Here is an 18,190-nt window from a genome sequence, read left to right as displayed (position 1 = left end):
TATTTTTGTAAATCAAGAGATTCCAAATGAGCGATAACGCCTCACTCGCACAATGTGCCCAACTGTTAAATCAGTCCGATGATTATCAGGTTCTTCGCAAACTCAAACCAACCGAACAATTCAATGTTCCGCAACAGGAAAGCTATCATCGCGTCTGCGTCATTGACACCGAAACCACCGGTCTGAATACGGCCGAGTGCGAAATCATTGAACTCGGCTATCAGATTATCGAGTTTGACAGTCAGGGACATTTCTACCGTGTGCTGGCCGCTAAAAACTTCCTTAACGAACCGGAAGGCGAAATCACCCCGGAAGTCACCAAGGTCACCGGCTTGACCATGGAAGACGTCGCCGGGCATCAGATCCCTTGGGATCAGGTCGCCGACGACATCGCTCAGGCACAACTGTGCGTGGCGCATAATGCCGCTTTCGACCGCCCGGTACTGGAACGCTATCACGACGTTTTTGTCGACAAAATCTGGGGCTGTTCAGTGGTACAGATTGACTGGGAAGCTCTGACCGATGTCGGCTCGCGCTCGCAGGAATTTCTGTGCTGGAAAATCGGCCAGTTCTTCTACGGCGCACACCGCGCGCTGGACGATGTTCAGGCCCTTTCGGAACTGCTTTCACAATCGGTCGGCGAAGCGAAAATGCCGGCTTTCCACTATCTGCTGAAAAAAATCCGTGTCGCCAAATCGATTATTCAGGCGACCGGTGCGCCTTTCGATATCAAGGATCAGCTGCGCAGTCGCGGTTACCGCTGGGATGCAAGTTTACGCGTGTGGAAAAAGCTGATTGACGATGACCAGCTGGAAACCGAAACCGTCTGGCTGGCGGAAAACTCGACCCCGAACCCGACGATCAACAAGCTCAAAGCGACCGATACCTTTTCGATTCGCGCGCAATAACCCTTTCCTGCCGGCTAGACAGCCGCAATTCACGAGAGAGGCGATCTCCTTACCGCCTCTCGCAAAACCCGACCATTCCTCACACGGGACATAAGTCTCATATCTCTTGAGCACGCTTAAGAAAGTCTTTCGCTAGGCTATTTGTCGATTGCTTTTCACCGTAAAGTGGCGCCAAATGACAGAACCTTAAATGACTGGGAGACGTTGTATGCAGTGGTTAAACAATCTGGAGCGTTATGGACTCCTGTCGATTTTTTTGCACTGGATCATGGTTGTTCTGATTGCACTGGCGTATCTGTCGATCGAACTCGAAGATATCTTTGATAAGGGGTCTGCCGGCAGAGAGTTTATGGAGTACAGTCATTTTATCATCGGACTCTCGGTACTCGCTCTGGTCTTATTTCGTCTGCTGGTTAAATATCTACAGCAATCGCCGGTACTCTTGGGCGATCCGAATGCCATGCAGACCAAGGCGGCCGGCGGCGTGCATATCGGCCTGTATCTGTTTATGGTGCTGATGCCGCTACTGGGCTGGCTGATTATCAGTGCCGAAGGCGAACAACTGATGATATTCGGTTCCCGGCTGCCGCATTTAATCGGCGAAAGTCACGGTGCCGCAGAATTCTTTGAAGAAGTGCATGAGTTTGTCGGAAATCTGGGCTACTTTATTATCGGGATTCACGCTCTGGCGGCGCTGTGGCACCATTACATTCTGCGCGACAATGTCTTGCGCCGCATGTTGTGGAAATAAATTCCAGCCTGGTCAAAACCTGATCGGGAGGCATTGAACGGCACCGGGCCACTATAAACCGCCCATGATTTTCGAAATCAGAAAGCCTGCCCAGACAACGGCGGCGATAAAGAACGACAGAAAGACCGCCGCCGAAGCCTGATCTTTCGCCCGGCCCGAAAGTTTGTGATAATCGTCACCGATCCGATCGACCGTGGATTCAATAGCGGTATTGAGCAATTCCACCAATAGAACAATCATCAATACCGCAATCAGAATCGCCCGCTCAAAGGCGCTTTCGCCGATCCAGAAAGCCAGCGGTAGCAGCAGTACAAACAGGATCACCTCCTGACGGAAAGCCGTCTCGTGCTTCCAGGTCGATTTAAACCCTTTCCAGGAATAACCTGCCGCGTGAAAAATCCGTTTGAAACCGCTGTGCGGTGATTTCATAGCCTTTCCTTTTTATTCAAGCACTTTCGCCTGACCGCGACCGCGCCAGTCAGCCGCCGCCTGCCAGCCTTCTTCACCACGCCAGATCAGCTGGACATCGCCGAGATAGTTGTTGCGTTTAAGCTGATAGCCCATCAGCGCCAACTCCTCTTTAACCTCATCGGCAAGATCCGGATGATATACGATCAGATCTTTCGGCAACAGCTGATGATGCACTCGCGGCGCATCAACCGCCTGCTGAGCGTTCATATTTTCGTGATACAGATTAATCAGCGTCTGGAAGACCGAGGTAATAATCGTCGAACCGCCCGGCGTACCGACGACCGTTTCGACTTTCCCGTCTTTGAGTACCAGCGTCGGGGACATTGAAGAGAGCATCCGTTTCTGCGGCGCAACTTCGTTGGCCTTACCGCCGACCACGCCAAACAGATTAGCCACCCCAGGTTTGGTCGAAAAATCGTCCATTTCGTTATTCATTAAGAACCCGGCCCCTTCTATGACCACGCCGTTACCGAACGGCATGTTCAAAGTGTAGGTATTGGACACCGCATTTCCGTAAGGATCAATAATCGAAAAATGCGTGGTTTCCGGCGATTCGATTTTGCCCGACCGGATCGCTTCGGTTTTGGAAATCGCTTCGAAATTAACTTCCTGCGCGCGCTTTTTCAGATAATCAGCGGACAACAGCGTCTCCATCGGAACATCGAAAAAGTCGCTGTCGCCAAGATATTCGGCACGATCAGCATACACACGCTTTTCCAGCTCGGCGTAAAAGTGCGCTTTAACGGCCGTTTTCGGAAGCCCTGCATGCTCGGCGTGGGCCAAAGCATCCTGATATTCGGGTTGCAGAAATTCATACATTTTCAAAAGCTGGCCGATAGCGATCCCGCCGGAACTCGGCGGCGGCGCGGAGACAACTTCGCGACCGAACCACTTAACCCGTACCGGTTCTCGCCATTTCGCCTGATAACCTTGCAAATCCTCCAAAGTAATCAAACCGCCATTGGCCTGATACTGTTTTGCCATCAGCTCGGCCGTTTTCCCCTGATAAAATCCCTGCGCGCCTTGGTCGGCAATCCGCTGCAATGTCTGCGCCAGCTCGGGCTGTTTAAACGTATTCCCGGCTTTAAGCTGAGCAAAATAGTCATTGAAATTAAGCGGTTCCTGACTCTTATCAGCCACCCATTGCTGATACCAGGCGCGCGTTTTCGCCAGATGCTCGGAGACCACAAAACCGTTAGCGGCCGCTTCAATCGCCGGCTGCAAAAGCCGTTGCCACGGAAGAGAACCGAATTTGCGATGCGCCTGCCACAATCCCATCACCGTGCCCGGTATGCCGGAAGCCGCATAGCCCACCAAAGATTTATAAGGAATCACTTCGCCCTTTTCGTCCAGATAGAGGTCGCGGAAAGCCGCCTTAGGCGCCATTTCACGATAATCCAGAAACCACGGCTGCTTGCTTTCGTTCTGCCCCATCGCCAGAGTCATAAAGCCGCCCCCCGCCAAGATTGCCCGCCTCGGGATAGGTAACCGCCAGCATAAAACCGGCGGCTACTGCCGCATCAACCGCATTCCCGCCGCCGGCAAAAACCTTCTCGACCACCTGCGCGCTGTAAGTATCCGGCATGGCATAAGCGCCCTTGAAAATGCCTTTTTGCACAGTCGACGCGGAGAGCTCAATCTGTGTCTCGGGCGTTTGCTTGGATTTGGAGGGTACCGACATCAGATCCTGAGCTTGCACACTCAAGGGAGACAGCGCCAAAGCGGTCGCTACAACCGCGGAGAAAAGGGTTACGGTAAATTTACCCGGCAGAAATTTTCGATTCGGTAAAGAGATGATTTTCATAGCAATACTATTTGGTTAACAGACGTTGCCCATTATTCACGCTTGCCGGACAATTGCCAAACCTTATGCTCAAAAAACACCGGCAATCTTCGCCAGATGTGCAGTAAATTGTTTGCTGGCCGAACGCCAGTTAAAGTTATCCACCGATCGCGCGATCCTGTGCGTATCTTTGAGTCGCAGTGCCTGCTCAATGGCATAATCAAGATCGTCATCAAGGAAACCGTTCACTCCGTTGCGGACGCTGTCTTTCGGGCCGGTCACATTAAAGGCCGCGACCGGCGTCCCGCAGGCCATGGCCTCGATATTGACGACGCCGAAAGTATCGGTCAGCGACGGAAAAACAAAAACATCCGCTGCCGCATAGCATCGTGCCAGTGCAATCCCTTTCTTTTTCCCCAGAAATTTAACCTGTGGATAAGTTGTTTGTAACTCGAATAACTGCGGACCGTCTCCGACCACGATTTTAGTTCCGGGAATATCCAGATCCAGAAAGGCCTGAATGTTTTTTTCCGGCGCAACGCGGCCAACATACAATAGAAAAGGCCGAGGCCAACTACGGTCAAATGGAAAATCCGCTTCGAGTTCATCCTCTTCATACAGCCGGAAAATCTGACGATCGACCCCTCTGCTCATAATTTTCACCGGAGAAAAGCCCTGCTCCTCTAGCTCTTCGCGAATCGACAGCGCCGGAACAAAAGTAGCCTGTGCCGGTTGGTGGAAACGGTACAGCAGTTTATAGATCCATTTTTCGGAAATAAACGGTAAACGCTGACGGATATACTGGGGATATTTGGTGTGATAGGCGCTGGTAAAAGGCCAGTTATTTTTTAGCGCCAAAGCGCGCACCTTCCAACCCAGCGTCCCTTCGGTCGCGATATGGATTGCATCCGGTTGAAAACCGCGGATACGCGCTTCCAGATCCGGCGCTCGGGTCACCAGGCGGATTTCCGGATAGGTCGGCAGAGGAAACGTCCGGTAGTTTTCCGGATTGATGACCTCGACAGTCATTCCCTGAAGACGCAGTTCTTCAATCAGATGCGATAAGGTCGTAACCACTCCATTGACCTGGGGATACCAGGCGTCCGTCACCAGAAGCAGCTTGCGGATTGTTTTGTCCGACGCGGTAGCGCCAGACAGAGTAAATATTTCGTCAGGAGCGAAAAATCTTGAATTAAGCATTCGGCGCTGAACTCAATTAAGAAATTGGGTTCAGCTTAGCGAGAGCAGATGACAGTTTGATTAAACAATTAAGAAAACTGTGCGGCTTACTTTGCCGGATCAATCTGCCCGCCGAGACTGTTATTGCAGCGGAACCAGCCGGCAATGCTAACGCGCGGCTGATGGGTCGGCAAAACTTCGTGCGGAAGATTTTCACTCATAAAGATCGCCAGACGCCCGATTTTCGGCGTGACCCGTGCCAGAACGGTTTGTTCCTGATCATCGTCAGGATAAAGAAGCAATTCTCCGCCCCACTCTTTATCCCATTCAGGATTAAGATACAACACTGTCGTCAGGATGCGGTTGGCCGCGCCTTTAAAGCTATCTCTGTGACGCTTATAAAAATCGCCTTTGTCGTACAGAGCAAAATGCGCCTCGTATTCAAACAGACCAAGGAACAGAGCCCGGTTGATCTGAAACTGCAGTTCAGCCATCATTTTCAGATAGAGGATCTGTGAGGTAGTATTACCATCCAGCCATTTGATCTTATCGCGGCGAACCTCGCTTTTCAGCTGATGATCGTCACCGCGTCCAATACCGGCCTTATACATTTCGCCTTCCTGCTCAAGCTGCTGAACTTCGTTCAACAGAGCCAGACACAGCGCTTGCGGAATGGCATCATCCCAGATATAAAACCCCTGCTCTACCAGAGAGTCGAGCATCTCATTCAACAGGGACGCCTGCCACTGCCAATCAAAAGCTTCCATTTTCCGCCTAAACCCGATTATAAAAAGTGCGCGAATTATGCGCCTAAGCCACTGTTTTGGCAATAAAAATCGAATCGAAAAAGCGCTGTTTTTCAAGCCAGGGATAAAACGGCCAATAATGCGCCTTGCACAGGGAATCTATTGCGAAGAAGAAGAAGCAGAAGCAAAAGGAGAAGGAGGCTGCTGCTCAAGCGTGGTTTGTAAAGTAAATCGGGGTAGTGGCGCTTCAAGATTAAGGGCAATAGCCAGAATCAGTTCTTCTTCCGCCTCGGTCAGGACGCCGTCTTTTTCCACCATCGCCACCATTGCCTTGAGCAATTCACCTTTTAATGCCCAATCCAGCTGTTGAAGCCTGTTCACGGCCCGTTGAACCTGTTGCTCGTCAAGCTGCTCGCTGGCGATCAGCGGCATCGAATCAATGTCATGGATGCCGAGCAAAGACAGAGCATGCCGATAATCGTTTTCCGGAACGGCGCTTAGAGCAATCCGCCGGCTCATATAGGAAAACAGCAACTGCAGTTCAGGCTGTACAATCCGCCAGCGCCGAATACGACTTGCGGCAACTTTCTTTAACCCCAGATTTGCCTGCAGGTAGTGATTGATCAGTCCGAGCAGCGCCGTTTCAAAAAGGGTCACCTGGCGGTCAAACTTCACCGTTGCTTCCAACAGTTCGGCAAACTGCCGGTACTGCACCTCGGAAAGGGCTTTTAATGCTGGCATGCCGAGTTCGATTAACAGCAGACGATTGAGCTGTCCAAGAGACTGTAAGCGCTGTAGCTGTTGAATGACCAAAGGCTCAAGCCCTTCAATCGCAGTCCACTGTTGCTTGTTCGTAGAATTCAGCTGGGCTGCAAAATCGGCAACTAAAGCCGGAGCAGAATAATCGTTGCCATGCAGAGCACCATATTGTCTGGCAAGCAAGACTGCAAAAACCAGCGCCATCGAATCCAAGGGTTCATTCAGCGAAGCTAAAAGCGCTTCAAGCTGTGTTTTTTGGGCGGGCTCAGGTTCCTTCCCGCCCTGTATCAACAAAGGTAAAAGCAGAGCCAGATTGTGCACGGACTCCAGCCGCAGGTCGGCGAGCGGGTTGGCTGTTGAAGCATTGGCGGTTGCTTGGGATGAATCGTCATCGCCCTGCTCTGTGTCGAAGTGTGTATTGGTTTCATGCAGAGGAAGTCCTTCCAGCGTTTCTCCGTTCCAGTTCGGGTAGATTCGCTGCAGGCGCTCTTCAAGCGGCGGATGGGTCGCATACCATTTAAAACGTTTGAACAACGCCTGAGCAAAAAACAGGTGCGCCACCTCTTCGAGATTATCCGTTTTGAGATATGAGCGCCCTTGAGCATGAGCCAGCACTTTCAAAGCACCGCCGATACCATCCGGGTTGCGGGTAAACTGCAGTGAACTGGCATCCGCCAAAAACTCCCTCTGACGGCTGATTCCGGCCTGCAACAAACGCGAGAAGATTTCGCCAAACCAGCCCAGAACACGCAACAGCAAGCCGACCAGAACAATCACGCCGCCGCTGCGATTGCCTTTGCGCGACGAGTGAAAACGTCGGCGGGACGGCGACAGAAAACGCCCGACCGAGCCGATAAACTCGATGCCGTGCAGCAGCATAATCAAACGAAGATTAAGACGCATATCGCCATTGAGAATATGACTGAACTCGTGCCCGATGACACCTTGCAGCTGATCGCGGTTGAGCCGTTCCAGAGCACCGCGGGTCACGGTAATGACTGCATCCGAAGGGTACAGACCTGCAGCAAAGGCGTTGATGGAGGTTTCCTCAGCCAGAAGATAAAGCTGCGGCACCGGCATATTGGCCGCAATCGCCATCTCCTGAACAATATTCAACGCCCGTCGCTGCAGCGGATGAGAACTGTTCTGCGGCACTAAGCGGGCTCCGAGCTGAACGGTAACCGCGGCTCCCCCTTTGGATAATTCACGCCCTTTGAGATAGGAGCTTAGCGCCGCGCCGAAGAAAATGAACGCGCTCATACCGAGCAAGATCGGCCAGTTATCCAAAGTATAAACCGAGCCCGCCAGAAACTGCGAGTCGAGCCGGATTCCGTGGGCGCCGGTAAAGAGCGGAATCAGCAGCATCAATACCAGAGAACTGAGAACGGAAATAAACAGCAGGATCATGACATACCAGAACACCAGCCAGCGTGTCCGGCTTCGAGCTTTATCCTGCGCGCCGAAAAAATCCATACTGTGCACGCTCTCCGATCAATAACTAGAATTGAACTTTCGGCGCCTGTTGAATCTGTTCCTTATCGGCAAACTCCAAAAGCGCCGCATCCAGCGGATGACCGAAAGTCGCCGCAAACAGAATCGGCGGAAAACTCTGACGATAGGCGTTATAGAACATCACTGCGTCGTTGAACGCCTGACGGGCAAAAGCGATGCGGTTTTCGGTTGAAGAGAGTTCTTCGTTGAGCTGCATCATGGTCTGGTTGGTTTTCAGGTCGGGATAGGCCTCTACCAGAACATTAAAGCCGCTCAGAGAATTTTTCAGTTTCGCTTCGGCCTGCTGAAAGTTCTGCATTGCCTTAGCATCACCGGGATTGTTGGCCGCCTGTTGCAACGCGGCGTGCGCGAGATTGCGCGCCGCAATCACTTCGGTCAGGGTCTGGCGCTCGTGCTGCATCGCCTGCTTGGCCACTTCGATCAGATTGGGAATCAGGTCATAGCGACGTTTCATCTGCACATCAATTTGCGCAAACGCATTCTGATAACGGTTTTTCAGTTTGACCAGCTGATTGTAGATCACGATCAGATACAGCGCGATCGCGATAATAATAAAAAGAATCACCAGCAAGGTTGTCATAAGCGCCTCATATTCCTGATATTTTTCAATTCAAATCAGAATACTCAACGGCATGAAAATTCACAAGCGCATCGGCTCGAAAAGTTGGTCTGACGCAACTTGCAAAGGATACCGAGCGCATAAAGTCTTAAGCGAATAGTCATGCTTAAAAGTGCGCAAATCGGCCATGCTTCATATTAGAATGTGACAAACGCAGTTTTCAACTTGGAAAAGGATTAACGCAATGAAATTAAAATCATGGATTCAAAGTGCTCTTCTGGTATCGATCTGTTCCCTTGGCGTCCAGACTCAGGTCATGGCCGAAGACGATGTCGCTTCAGCCGATTCCGACGGTCAGTTCATCAAGCGCACCACAGACAAGGATTATGATGAAACCATCCGCGCCTTTAAGAACGCCCCAAAATCCGCGGCATTTTTCGATCACGCTTACGGCTATGCGATTTTTCCAGTCGTCGGTAAGGTCGGTTTTGTCATCGGCGGCGCTTACGGCGAAGGACGCGTCTATAAACAGGGCAGCTTTACCGGTATGACCAAATTGACTCAGGCCTCGCTCGGTTTTCAGTTCGGCGGACAGGCGTACAGCGAAATTATCTTTTTCCAGGATCAGCGTGCCTATGATGAATTTGTCAGCGGCAGCTTCGAATTCGGTGCGCAAGCCTCTGCCGTGGTCATAACCGCCGGTGTTTCCGGAGAAGCTTCAACCAAAGGAACTTCCGCAACCGCTAATGCCGGCGACAAATACGTTGCCGCAGACGGTCAGTATTACAAGGGCATGGCCGTATTCAATCTGGTCAAAGCCGGTCTGATGTACGAAGCGGCGATCAGCGGCCAGAAATTCAGTTTTGACCCGGCCCACTAAACAAAATCAGCCGAAAACAAAAAAGCCGCATTTAAGCGGCTTTTCTTTTTTGCGAAAGGCACACGCAATTAACTGCGGCTGGTCACTTCTACCAGGTGATAACCGAACTGCGTTTTAACCGGCCCTTCCACTGAACCAACATCGGCGCTGAACACGACCTTATCGAATTCCGGAACCATCATGCCCGGACCGAACTGTCCAAGATCGCCGCCGTTTTGACCGGACGGACATTGAGAGTTGGCTTTAGCCACTTCCGCGAAGTCTGCTCCGTCAAGAATCTGCTGCTTTAGTTCGTTACATTTTTCTTCGCTGTCTACCAGAATGTGGCGTGCGGTTGCTAAGGCCATAGTTTTTCCTTTGTCTCTTTTGTTATTGATCAGTGATCGCTGATTTTTGTATCGTTGAACGCTTTCAGGATCAATATAAGGATAAAGCGCTTTTTTTCAAGGCCGCACGCTGCAAATCTTCCGTCCCGAAGATTCCATGAACAATTCTTTTACCCAAAATTTGAGTCAGCTTTTATAATAGCGCCTATGAAAAATAACACTGAAACCTCTACCCAGACCTTTGCCTCGATTCCGATGCAGGCCGTCGGTCCGTTCAAACTGATCGGCGATGTCGAAACCGATAATCTAATGGTTCCTATGGCAACCTATGAAACACCTCTGTGGCCTTCGGTTGCCCGCGGCGCACGCGTTGCTGCACACTCGGGTGGAATTCGCGTCACGGTCATCGACGAACGCATGACCCGATCCATCCTGCTTCAGGCTCCGCACGCCGGTATTGCAGCCAAACATCTGGCCTCTTTGCAGAATCGCCAGGACGAGATGCAGGATGTCGTCAGCCAGTCGAGCCGCTTTGCCAAACTGATCGACACGCATTTTCAGGTGGTCGGCAATCTGATCTACCTGCGTCTGGAGTTCCATACCGGCGATGCTTCCGGACATAATATGGCGACCAATGCCGCCGACAAGCTGATCCCATGGATTCTCGAAAACTACTCCGATCTGGAATATGTTTCGATCTCCGCCAACTACTGTACCGACAAAAAAGTGTCCGCCGTCAACGGCATTCTCGGGCGCGGGAAATATGTCGTCTGCGAGTGTACGATTCCGGAAAAATTCTGTAAGCGTTTCCTGAAAACCACGCCTCAGGCACTGGTTGACCTGCATATCAAAAAAGATCTGATCGGCAGCATTGTCTCCGGCGGTCTGCGCAGCGCCAACGCACATGTTGCCAATATGTTGCTCGGTTTTTATCTGGCGACCGGTCAGGATGCGGCAAATATCGTTGAAGGCTCGCAGGCGATCAACCATGCCGAAGTCACGCCTGAGGGCGATCTCTACTTCTCGACCACCCTGCCGAATATGATTGTCGGCACGGTCGGTAACGGTAAAGGTCTCGATTTTGTACTGGAAAATCTGGAACTGCTCGGCTGCAATGATCGCAATGCGGAACCGGGTGCCAATGCCCGCCGTCTGGCCTGTATTGCCGGGGCGACCGCTTTCTGCGGAGAGCTCTCGCTTCTGGCGGCGCAAACCAACCCGGGCGAACTGATGCAGGCGCATATCAAACTCGAACGCGCACAACATTCATAACCGTAAGCGAAGCAGCGCATGAGCAGAGAGCCAAACCAGCAACAGCAAATTACCCAGCGCAAGCAGGATCATATCCGGGCGATCCTTGAAGATCCGCAGGTCGAACGTCACAGCGACTTCGAACAGATTCGCCTGATGCACCGCGCGCTTCCGGAAATCGACTATGCCCAGGTCGATACCTCCTGTGCATTTCTCGGTAAAAAACTGCGCTTTCCGTTTTTGATCTCTTCAATGACAGGAGGCGCCGCGCAGAACCTGCAACAAATAAATCGTCATCTGGCCGAAGCCGCCGAAAACAGTCAGGTCGCCATGGCAGTCGGTTCGCAGCGCACCATGATTCGCAACGCATCCGCCGAAGAAAGTTTCAAGATTCGCCAATATGCGCCGAGCATTCCATTAATTGCCAATATCGGTGCGGTGCAGCTGAACTATGGTTTCGGAGTCGACGAAATCCGTCGGGCCATCGATATCCTGCAGGCGGATGCAATCTATCTGCATCTGAATCCGTTGCAGGAGATCATTCAGCCGGAAGGAGACAGCAACTTCTCCGCGCTGGCGGATAAAATCGCCCGGCTGGCCGAACAGATTGAACAGCCGATTATTCTGAAAGAAGTCGGTTCCGGGCTGAGCCCTCAGGACATTCAACTCGGTTTGGATGCCGGTATCGAGTGGTTTGATCTTGCCGGACACGGCGGCACTTCGTGGAGCCGAATCGAAGCGCACCGCTCGGATAACGATCTTGGCATTCTGCTTCAGGATTGGGGACTGAGCACCAGCGAAAGTCTTTATCTGGCTCAGCCATTTATCCCGCAAGCCAAACTCATTGCCAGCGGCGGGATCCGCAGCGGAATTGATATGCTCAAATCGGTTGTCATGGGCGCACGACTGGCCGGTGTAGCCGCCCCCCTGCTACAGCCGGCAATGACCTCAAGCGAGGAAGTCGCGGCCAAAATAGCACAGTTTCATCAAGAGTTTACGGCCGGACAATTCCTTCTGGGTATTGAAAAATTTGCGGATTTGCACTTTAATAGCGACCTTATTTTACAGTCGCCATGGCATAGCCTGTCGAAAAAGCGTAGCGGATAATCGCCCTGGCCCGTTTTCGGTGCAACAGGGATAGAAAATAAAAGCACAAGATAAAGCCGTAATAAACCGATATAATTCTCTACTCACTTTTGATAGAGATTTCAAATTTAACTGGACATTATGAAAGTTGGTATTGATTTAATCCATTTTGCAACATCTGATTACTTCCTGGGCATGGATACTTTTGCTCGGGAGAAAGGTATCGATGTGAATAAGTTCTATATCGGTATCGGCCAAGAAAAAATGTCCATCGCTCCGCCGGATGAAGATATCGTTACGCTGGCCGCCAAAGCCGTTGAACCGATTCTGCAACAGATCGACCGTCAGGAAGTGACTGCGGTTCTATTCGCCACGGAAACCGGAATTGACCAGTCCAAGTCAGCGGGTGTCTATCTGCATAAGCTGCTCAACCTGTCCAGCCGATGCCGTATGGTTGAACTGAAACACGCCTGCTACGCCGGGGCCGCCGGGCTGCAAATGGCAACCGCCATGGTTAAGGCGAACCCGCAGGAAAAGATTCTGGTCATCGCTGCAGATATCGCCAAATACGATCAAAATTCGTCCGGCGAAGCGACTCAGGGCTGCGGCGCCGTCGGCATGCTGATCACCGCCAATCCGCGAATTATCGAAATCGAACCGGGCTCCGGCTATTTTACCGACGACGTTATGGATTTCTGGCGTCCTAACCATCGTACGACTGCGCTGGTGGACGGAAAATATTCGACCAAAGTGTACCTGAACAGCCTGAAGCAGGCATGGGAGCACTTTACCGAACAGACCGGCCGTGTGTTTGATGATATCGACTACTTCTGCTATCACATCCCATTCACCAAAATGGCGGAAAAAGCGCATCATACACTGATCCGCAAAGTCGGAGCTAAACTGGAAAAAGCGCAGGCCGATGCGAAAACCCTTCCGGGGCAGATCTACAACCGCATTGTCGGTAACAGCTACAGTGCGTCGCTGTTTGTCGGATTTATCTCGCTATTGGATAATGTCAAAGACCGTCTGGACAATAAGCGCGTCAGCTTCTTCAGCTACGGTTCCGGCTGCGTTGCCGAATTCTTTACCGGCATCGTTCAGCCTGGCTACGACAAAGTTCTGATGAGCGACAGTCACCGTAAACAGATCGAAGAGCGCGAAGAACTGGATTACCAGACCTATCTGGAATTCTATTACCAGACCGACTTTTCCCAATCCAATCTGACCTTGCCGCAACACAATAAAGGTCCTTATCGTTTCTGCGGTATTGAGGACGATAAACGCATCTATTGCGCAACCAAGCAAAACAGTCAGCAAGATTAAGCGCCCCTCGGCTATAATCGCCCAATGCCGGTAATAGTCGATGCGATACTGAGATGAGCCAACCTCTTACTGCTTTCTGCCAAGTACCCAGTAAATTAATTCTCTGCGGCGAACACTCCGTTCTCTACGGCTCTACCGCTCTCAGTCTGGCGGTCGACCTACCAACCACCTGTCAGATTGAATTCAGCGCCTCCGCTCAAAATGAATCGCGCTTCCAAATCGACCTCCCTGATCTGAACGTCCACAGCGAAACCAGCGAAAAACAGTGGCGCCAGGAACTACAGGAGATCAATAAACGCCACCATGCATTCCAATCGGAACCGCAACAGGCTCCTGCCCCTCTGACCCATCCGCAACAGTTAATTTTGCTGTGTCTGCAACAAATCGACCGGATACATCCCTTACCGTCAGGACTGTGGCAGATCAAGATTCATTCAGAAAACTGGCTCGGACGTGGTATGGGTAGTTCCGCTGCGGTTATACTGGCAACTCTGCAGGGGATCGCCCGAATAGTGCAACTTGAGTTAAGTCACGAACGACTTCTGCAAATAGCGACCGAGGTCGAATGCTACCAGCACGGGCAATCCAGCGGACTGGATCCAGCCACGCTGCTGGCAAAAACCGTGATCGAATATAAGATTCCCGGTTTACTTGAGCCGCTGAATTTGTCCGAATTCCCTCTGCAGGCCTGGCTGATCGATACCGGTCAACCCGTCAGCAATACAGGACAGTGCGTCCTGAAGGTAAGAGAACACTTTGCCGACAATGATGCCCTTTGGCATGAGTTTGCACAGGTAGTACAGCAGATTAAACTCGCCTGGCAAAACAATCAACAAACCGAGTTTGTCGAAGGCATACGACACAATCAGCGCCTTTTGGAACAGATCGGCGTCGTTCCGACGAAGATTCGTACATTTATCCGCGAACTGGACAACCTGAGCGCACACGCCTGCGCCAAAGTCTGCGGCGCGGGTGCCGTGCAGGGTGATGCCGCCGGAGTACTCGTCTATTTCGGTGAACAGGCTCCGGATACACTATGCCATTCGATGGGCTTTAAGAGCCGACCGCTTGAACTCGTCCATCCATGACTGAAAAGGGTATGAGAAGGTAGACATGACCATGCAAAGATTTATCTCTAAAGCGCCGGCCAATACAATGCTACTGGGCGAACACAGCGTGGTTTACGGCCAACCGGCTCTGGCATGCGCACTGGATCAATGGATCGAGATTGAATGGCAGCAACGGGAAGATCAGAAGGTTCTGATTTTTTCGGAAATCGCTCAACACACCTGCGATCTGCAGCAACTCGAAATCCACCCTAAGCTAAGATTCATCGGACTGGCTCTGAAGCATTTTCAGAGTGCGCTCCTGCAACTTGGACACGGCTGGGAGTTACGCGTGCTCAGCGAGTTTCCATCCACCATTGGCCTAGGCAGTTCCGCGGCGGTTCTGGCGGCGACCCTGGCCGGTCTTAATCAGATTACCAAAAGCAAACTCTCCAAGCTTGAACTCTGGCAAATCGGCAAGGAGATCATTGTCGAAATTCAGGGCCGCGGTTCGGCAACAGATCTGGCCGCCAGCCTTTTCGGCGGCGTGGTATTTATTCAACCACCAACAGAAAAACAAGCACTGAAAATCGAATCTCTTCCGGTCAATATGGACATTCTTCTTGTCTACAGCGGCTATAAGACTCCGACAGCCGAGGTACTGGAGATTGTCGCGCAGAACTGGAAAGCGCAACCTGAAATGCTCGATGCGCTTTATCGGGAAATGGGGCAGATCACCCAAGGCGCCTATCATGCGTTGACAGAACACAATTGGCCGGTTTTTTACCACAGCTTCGAGCAATACCAGTCATTAATGGAACGTCTTGGCGTCAGCGATATGACGCTGGATTTCCTGATCGCTCAACTGCGCGCCTGTCCTCTCGTATGGGCCAGCAAAATATCCGGCTCCGGCCTCGGCGACTGTGTCCTCGCGATTGGCGAAGTCTATTCAAAACACCGGCCTCAGCGCGAAAAAAAACCGCTGCTGCACGAATGTCCCGAACCGGAAGTCGTCAAAAATTATTTACAGCTCCAGCTGCCGATCAGCCCTATCGGCACACATATTAAAAACGAACCTGTACAGCAAGCATGAACAACGATCAAAAAAGACAAGCGGCATTCATACGCCACCTTCTTCAATCCAGCAAAAACAGCAGTCCGCTCACGCCACAGAAAGCCTGTGGCGTCGGTACAGCACCGGTTAATATCGCTCTTAGCAAATACTGGGGAAAACGTGACAAAGCACTTAATCTGCCGATTAACGGCAGTGTTTCGATCAGTCTTCCCGGACTGGGCACGGAAACCAGACTGAAACCGATTAACGCCGAAAAAGATCGAATTTCCCTTAACGGAAAACCACTTGCCGACAACGCCGTTTTTGCCGAACGTCTTAGCCGCTTTCTGGACTGGTTCCGCGATGACCGCGAGAGCGCTTTCGAAGTGGAAACCCATAATACGGTACCGACCGCCGCGGGCCTAGCCTCCTCGGCATCGGGCTATGCGGCGCTGGTTCTGGCACTGGATGATCTTTTCGACTGGCAACTGCCGAAAGAAACCCTTTCGCTGCTGGCGCGGTTCGGCAGCGGAAGCGCGAGCCGTTCGCTTTTCAACGGCTTTGCCATCTGGCACAGAGGGAGCCGCGAAGACGGCCTCGATAGTTTTGCCGAGCCGCTACAGGTCGAATGGCCGGATCTGACGATCGGACTGGTCAAAGTGAATACCGGAGAAAAACCGGTCGGTTCAACCGCCGGAATGCAACAGACCGTAGAAACCTGCGACCTCTACCAATCCTGGCCGCAACAGGCAGAACGCGACCTGCAAACCATTATCAACGCGATCAAATCCAACGACTTCAGCACCATGGGAAAAACCGCCGAGCATAATGCCCTGAGCATGCATGCCACCATGATCGCCACCTGGCCGCCGATTGTCTACTGGCAGCCGGAGTCGCTCTCGGCCATGCAGCTGGTATGGTCTCTGCGCGAGCAGAATATCGAAGTCTATTTCACAATGGACGCCGGTCCGAACTTGAAGCTGCTTCTACAGGAAAAAGATCGCGCCGCGGTACAAAAGGCGTTTCAGGAACGCGGTATCGGTATCGAATTTCTGCACCCGTTTTCCGGTTAAGGTTAGTCGAATTTCTGTTAAGTACGAAACCGGCCCACTGTAAAAAGCACAATAAAAAACCCCGAAGCGGCATTCCGCTTCGGGGTTTGTTTGAATCGCAGACGAACAAACTTTTATTTTACGATCGACAAGGTCGGACGCTTTTTCTTATCGCTGCCACTCTCGGCGTTATCGCTTTTTTCCGCTTTAGCACCTTTAGAAGCAGGTTCAACCGCTTTCAGAGGCGAGCTGGCTTGCGACTTACCGCCCTCCTCGGTCGTAGCCTCTTCAGGATATGGCTCGGCCGGGAACGGCATCCCCTGCCCGTTTTCACGTGCGAAAACCGCCAGAACCGCCTCAGGCGGAAACGACACGCTCTGTTCCATCCCCTGAAAACGGGCGCTGAAAGAGATCTCTTCGTTGCCCATTTCCAAACCGACAACCGCGGTCGGACTGGTGTTGAGAACAATCATGCCTTCCTGTACAAACTGCTGCGGAACATAGGTTCCAGGATAGTTTGCATCCACCTGCATATGCGGCGTCCAGCCATTATCGACAATCCAGTCATAGATGGCGCGAACCAGATAAGGACGGCTTGAAGTCATAGCTTAGTCTCGCATGTCCAGTTCATCGTCCGAAAGACTCTCGCCGAACATTTCGCGATTCAATACTTTCTCTGCGTAATCCATAATCGGCTTGGCGCTCTTTGGCAGATCAATTCCAAGATACGGCAGACGCCACAACAGAACCGACATGGAAATATCGACCAGAGAATAGTCGTCGCTCATAAAGAAATCTTTATGCGCAAATACCGGAATCAGCTGAATCAGGCGTTCCTGCAGGTCACGGCGAGCGTTTTTGATCGCTTCATCGTCGCCGGAGTGAGTGATGGTTTCGACCAGCGGATACCATTCGGTCTCGATCTGGCGCAACATCTGACGTGCACGTGCTTTGGAAATCGGGTCAACCGACATCAACGGCGGATGTGGAAAACGCTCATCCAGATACTCGATAATCACTTGTGGATCGTATAGAACCAATTCGCGATCAACCAGCGTTGGCAAGGTGCCGTACGGGTTCAGTTCCAACAGGTCTTCAGGAAGGCTTTCCTGATCGACTTCGATAATATCCATCGGGATATCTTTCTCTTTGGCAACCAGGCGCACGCGATGGCAGCTAGGACTTTTTGAATCAGAAAATAAAACCATTTGTGAACGCTTGGTCACAGGTACATCACTCATTAATTAACTCCTTAATCCAATCCAAAATGAACCGGCATCGGCACCATGCAGAGCCTGTCATCGTTTGGTACAGTGAATTAATTATTATACACCACCTTGTCAAGCCCTCTTAAAGCCCTAAAACCGGAAGACCGCAAATAAAAACAACGCTTTACCCGTCTAACAAAGCAATACAAGCAAATGATCGCAAGCGATTATTTGGTAATATTGCAAACAACTCCCAATAAGGCTCTTGCTTCCCATGTTTGATTTTTTTTGCC

The 18,190-nt window shown here is 51.6% G+C and carries 19 protein-coding genes; 9 read left to right on the top strand and 10 right to left on the bottom strand.

Translation table 11 applies throughout. The features are described 5' to 3' along the window. The first annotated feature begins 26 nt into the window (after positions 1 to 26). Positions 27 to 908 carry a 3'-5' exonuclease gene (locus tag HQN79_RS03395; protein ID WP_173284293.1) on the top strand — a complete coding sequence of 294 codons (882 nt, stop codon included), beginning with the start codon at positions 27 to 29 and terminating at the stop codon, positions 906 to 908. 208 nt (positions 909 to 1,116) lie between these two features. Continuing rightward, on the top strand, positions 1,117 to 1,659 hold the full coding sequence (locus HQN79_RS03390; protein WP_173284292.1) for a cytochrome b: 543 nt from the start codon (positions 1,117 to 1,119) through the stop codon (positions 1,657 to 1,659). Between the two features lie 51 nt (positions 1,660 to 1,710). On the opposite strand, the gene HQN79_RS03385 is transcribed toward HQN79_RS03390, so the two are convergent. The 7 genes from HQN79_RS03385 to HQN79_RS03360 all read right to left on the bottom strand — a co-directional run bounded on the left by HQN79_RS03385 (position 1,711) and on the right by HQN79_RS03360 (position 8,689). Next, positions 1,711 to 2,088, bottom strand: coding sequence for a diacylglycerol kinase (locus HQN79_RS03385; protein ID WP_173284291.1), 378 nt, complete (start codon positions 2,086 to 2,088; stop codon positions 1,711 to 1,713). 12 nt (positions 2,089 to 2,100) lie between these two features. Then, positions 2,101 to 3,576 carry a gamma-glutamyltransferase gene (gene ggt, locus HQN79_RS03380; RefSeq protein WP_275284706.1) on the bottom strand — a complete coding sequence of 492 codons (1,476 nt, stop codon included), beginning with the start codon at positions 3,574 to 3,576 and terminating at the stop codon, positions 2,101 to 2,103. Next, entirely contained in the window at positions 3,518 to 3,934 is a 417-nt protein-coding gene (locus HQN79_RS12090; RefSeq protein ID WP_275284705.1) for a gamma-glutamyltransferase, read from the bottom strand. The genes ggt and HQN79_RS12090 overlap by 59 nt, the downstream gene beginning before the upstream one ends. A 69-nt stretch (positions 3,935 to 4,003) precedes the next feature. After that, positions 4,004 to 5,113 carry a glycosyltransferase family 4 protein gene (locus HQN79_RS03375; RefSeq protein WP_173284290.1) on the bottom strand — a complete coding sequence of 370 codons (1,110 nt, stop codon included), beginning with the start codon at positions 5,111 to 5,113 and terminating at the stop codon, positions 4,004 to 4,006. 86 nt (positions 5,114 to 5,199) lie between these two features. Then, complete coding sequence (locus tag HQN79_RS03370) at positions 5,200 to 5,859, bottom strand: 2OG-Fe(II) oxygenase (protein WP_173284289.1); 660 nt, start codon at positions 5,857 to 5,859, stop codon at positions 5,200 to 5,202. A gap of 138 nt (positions 5,860 to 5,997) precedes the next feature. Then, positions 5,998 to 8,070, bottom strand: coding sequence for a M48 family metalloprotease (locus HQN79_RS03365; RefSeq protein ID WP_173284288.1), 2,073 nt, complete (start codon positions 8,068 to 8,070; stop codon positions 5,998 to 6,000). A 25-nt stretch (positions 8,071 to 8,095) separates the two neighbouring features. After that, on the bottom strand, positions 8,096 to 8,689 hold the full coding sequence (locus HQN79_RS03360; RefSeq protein ID WP_173284287.1) for a LemA family protein: 594 nt from the start codon (positions 8,687 to 8,689) through the stop codon (positions 8,096 to 8,098). A gap of 223 nt (positions 8,690 to 8,912) precedes the next feature. Between HQN79_RS03360 and HQN79_RS03355 the strand changes: the two genes are divergently transcribed. Then, positions 8,913 to 9,548: a lipid-binding SYLF domain-containing protein gene (locus HQN79_RS03355; protein WP_202984505.1), complete on the top strand. Its 636-nt coding sequence runs from the start codon at positions 8,913 to 8,915 to the stop codon at positions 9,546 to 9,548. A 68-nt stretch (positions 9,549 to 9,616) separates the two neighbouring features. Here the strand turns inward: HQN79_RS03355 and HQN79_RS03350 are convergent, their stop codons facing one another. Then, positions 9,617 to 9,895 carry a peptidylprolyl isomerase gene (locus HQN79_RS03350; protein WP_173284286.1) on the bottom strand — a complete coding sequence of 93 codons (279 nt, stop codon included), beginning with the start codon at positions 9,893 to 9,895 and terminating at the stop codon, positions 9,617 to 9,619. A 186-nt stretch (positions 9,896 to 10,081) separates the two neighbouring features. Between HQN79_RS03350 and HQN79_RS03345 the strand changes: the two genes are divergently transcribed. The 6 genes from HQN79_RS03345 to mvaD all read left to right on the top strand — a co-directional run bounded on the left by HQN79_RS03345 (position 10,082) and on the right by mvaD (position 16,710). Next, the gene (locus HQN79_RS03345; protein WP_173284285.1) at positions 10,082 to 11,146 is read left to right on the top strand and encodes a hydroxymethylglutaryl-CoA reductase; all 1,065 of its coding nucleotides are present in this window, start codon (positions 10,082 to 10,084) and stop codon (positions 11,144 to 11,146) included. 18 nt (positions 11,147 to 11,164) lie between these two features. Next, positions 11,165 to 12,232 (top strand): type 2 isopentenyl-diphosphate Delta-isomerase, encoded by a 1,068-nt coding sequence (gene fni, locus HQN79_RS03340; protein WP_173284284.1) that lies wholly within the window; start codon positions 11,165 to 11,167, stop codon positions 12,230 to 12,232. Positions 12,233 to 12,352: 120 nt separating this feature from the next. After that, positions 12,353 to 13,537, top strand: a complete 1,185-nt coding sequence (locus HQN79_RS03335; RefSeq protein ID WP_173284283.1) for a hydroxymethylglutaryl-CoA synthase — start codon at positions 12,353 to 12,355, stop codon at positions 13,535 to 13,537. Between the two features lie 53 nt (positions 13,538 to 13,590). Beyond that, positions 13,591 to 14,625 (top strand): mevalonate kinase family protein, encoded by a 1,035-nt coding sequence (locus tag HQN79_RS03330; protein ID WP_173284282.1) that lies wholly within the window; start codon positions 13,591 to 13,593, stop codon positions 14,623 to 14,625. Positions 14,626 to 14,650: 25 nt separating this feature from the next. Next, the gene (locus HQN79_RS03325; protein ID WP_173284281.1) at positions 14,651 to 15,676 is read left to right on the top strand and encodes a mevalonate kinase family protein; all 1,026 of its coding nucleotides are present in this window, start codon (positions 14,651 to 14,653) and stop codon (positions 15,674 to 15,676) included. Next, positions 15,673 to 16,710 carry a diphosphomevalonate decarboxylase gene (gene mvaD, locus HQN79_RS03320; protein WP_173284280.1) on the top strand — a complete coding sequence of 346 codons (1,038 nt, stop codon included), beginning with the start codon at positions 15,673 to 15,675 and terminating at the stop codon, positions 16,708 to 16,710. Before HQN79_RS03325 ends, mvaD begins: the two co-directional genes overlap by 4 nt. A gap of 113 nt (positions 16,711 to 16,823) precedes the next feature. Here mvaD and HQN79_RS03315 read toward each other — a convergent pair whose 3' ends face one another. Next, positions 16,824 to 17,294 carry a ClpXP protease specificity-enhancing factor gene (locus HQN79_RS03315; RefSeq protein WP_173284279.1) on the bottom strand — a complete coding sequence of 157 codons (471 nt, stop codon included), beginning with the start codon at positions 17,292 to 17,294 and terminating at the stop codon, positions 16,824 to 16,826. Between the two features lie 3 nt (positions 17,295 to 17,297). Further along, positions 17,298 to 17,930: a glutathione S-transferase N-terminal domain-containing protein gene (locus HQN79_RS03310; RefSeq protein WP_173284278.1), complete on the bottom strand. Its 633-nt coding sequence runs from the start codon at positions 17,928 to 17,930 to the stop codon at positions 17,298 to 17,300. Positions 17,931 to 18,190 lie beyond the last annotated feature (260 nt).

Origin of the sequence: Thiomicrorhabdus xiamenensis (genome assembly GCF_013282625.1) — a bacterium.
Classification (GTDB): Bacteria; Pseudomonadota; Gammaproteobacteria; order Thiomicrospirales; family Thiomicrospiraceae; genus Thiomicrorhabdus; species Thiomicrorhabdus xiamenensis.
The sequence above is the reverse complement of the archived record's forward strand: the minus strand, read 5'-3'. Positions and strand labels throughout refer to the sequence as shown.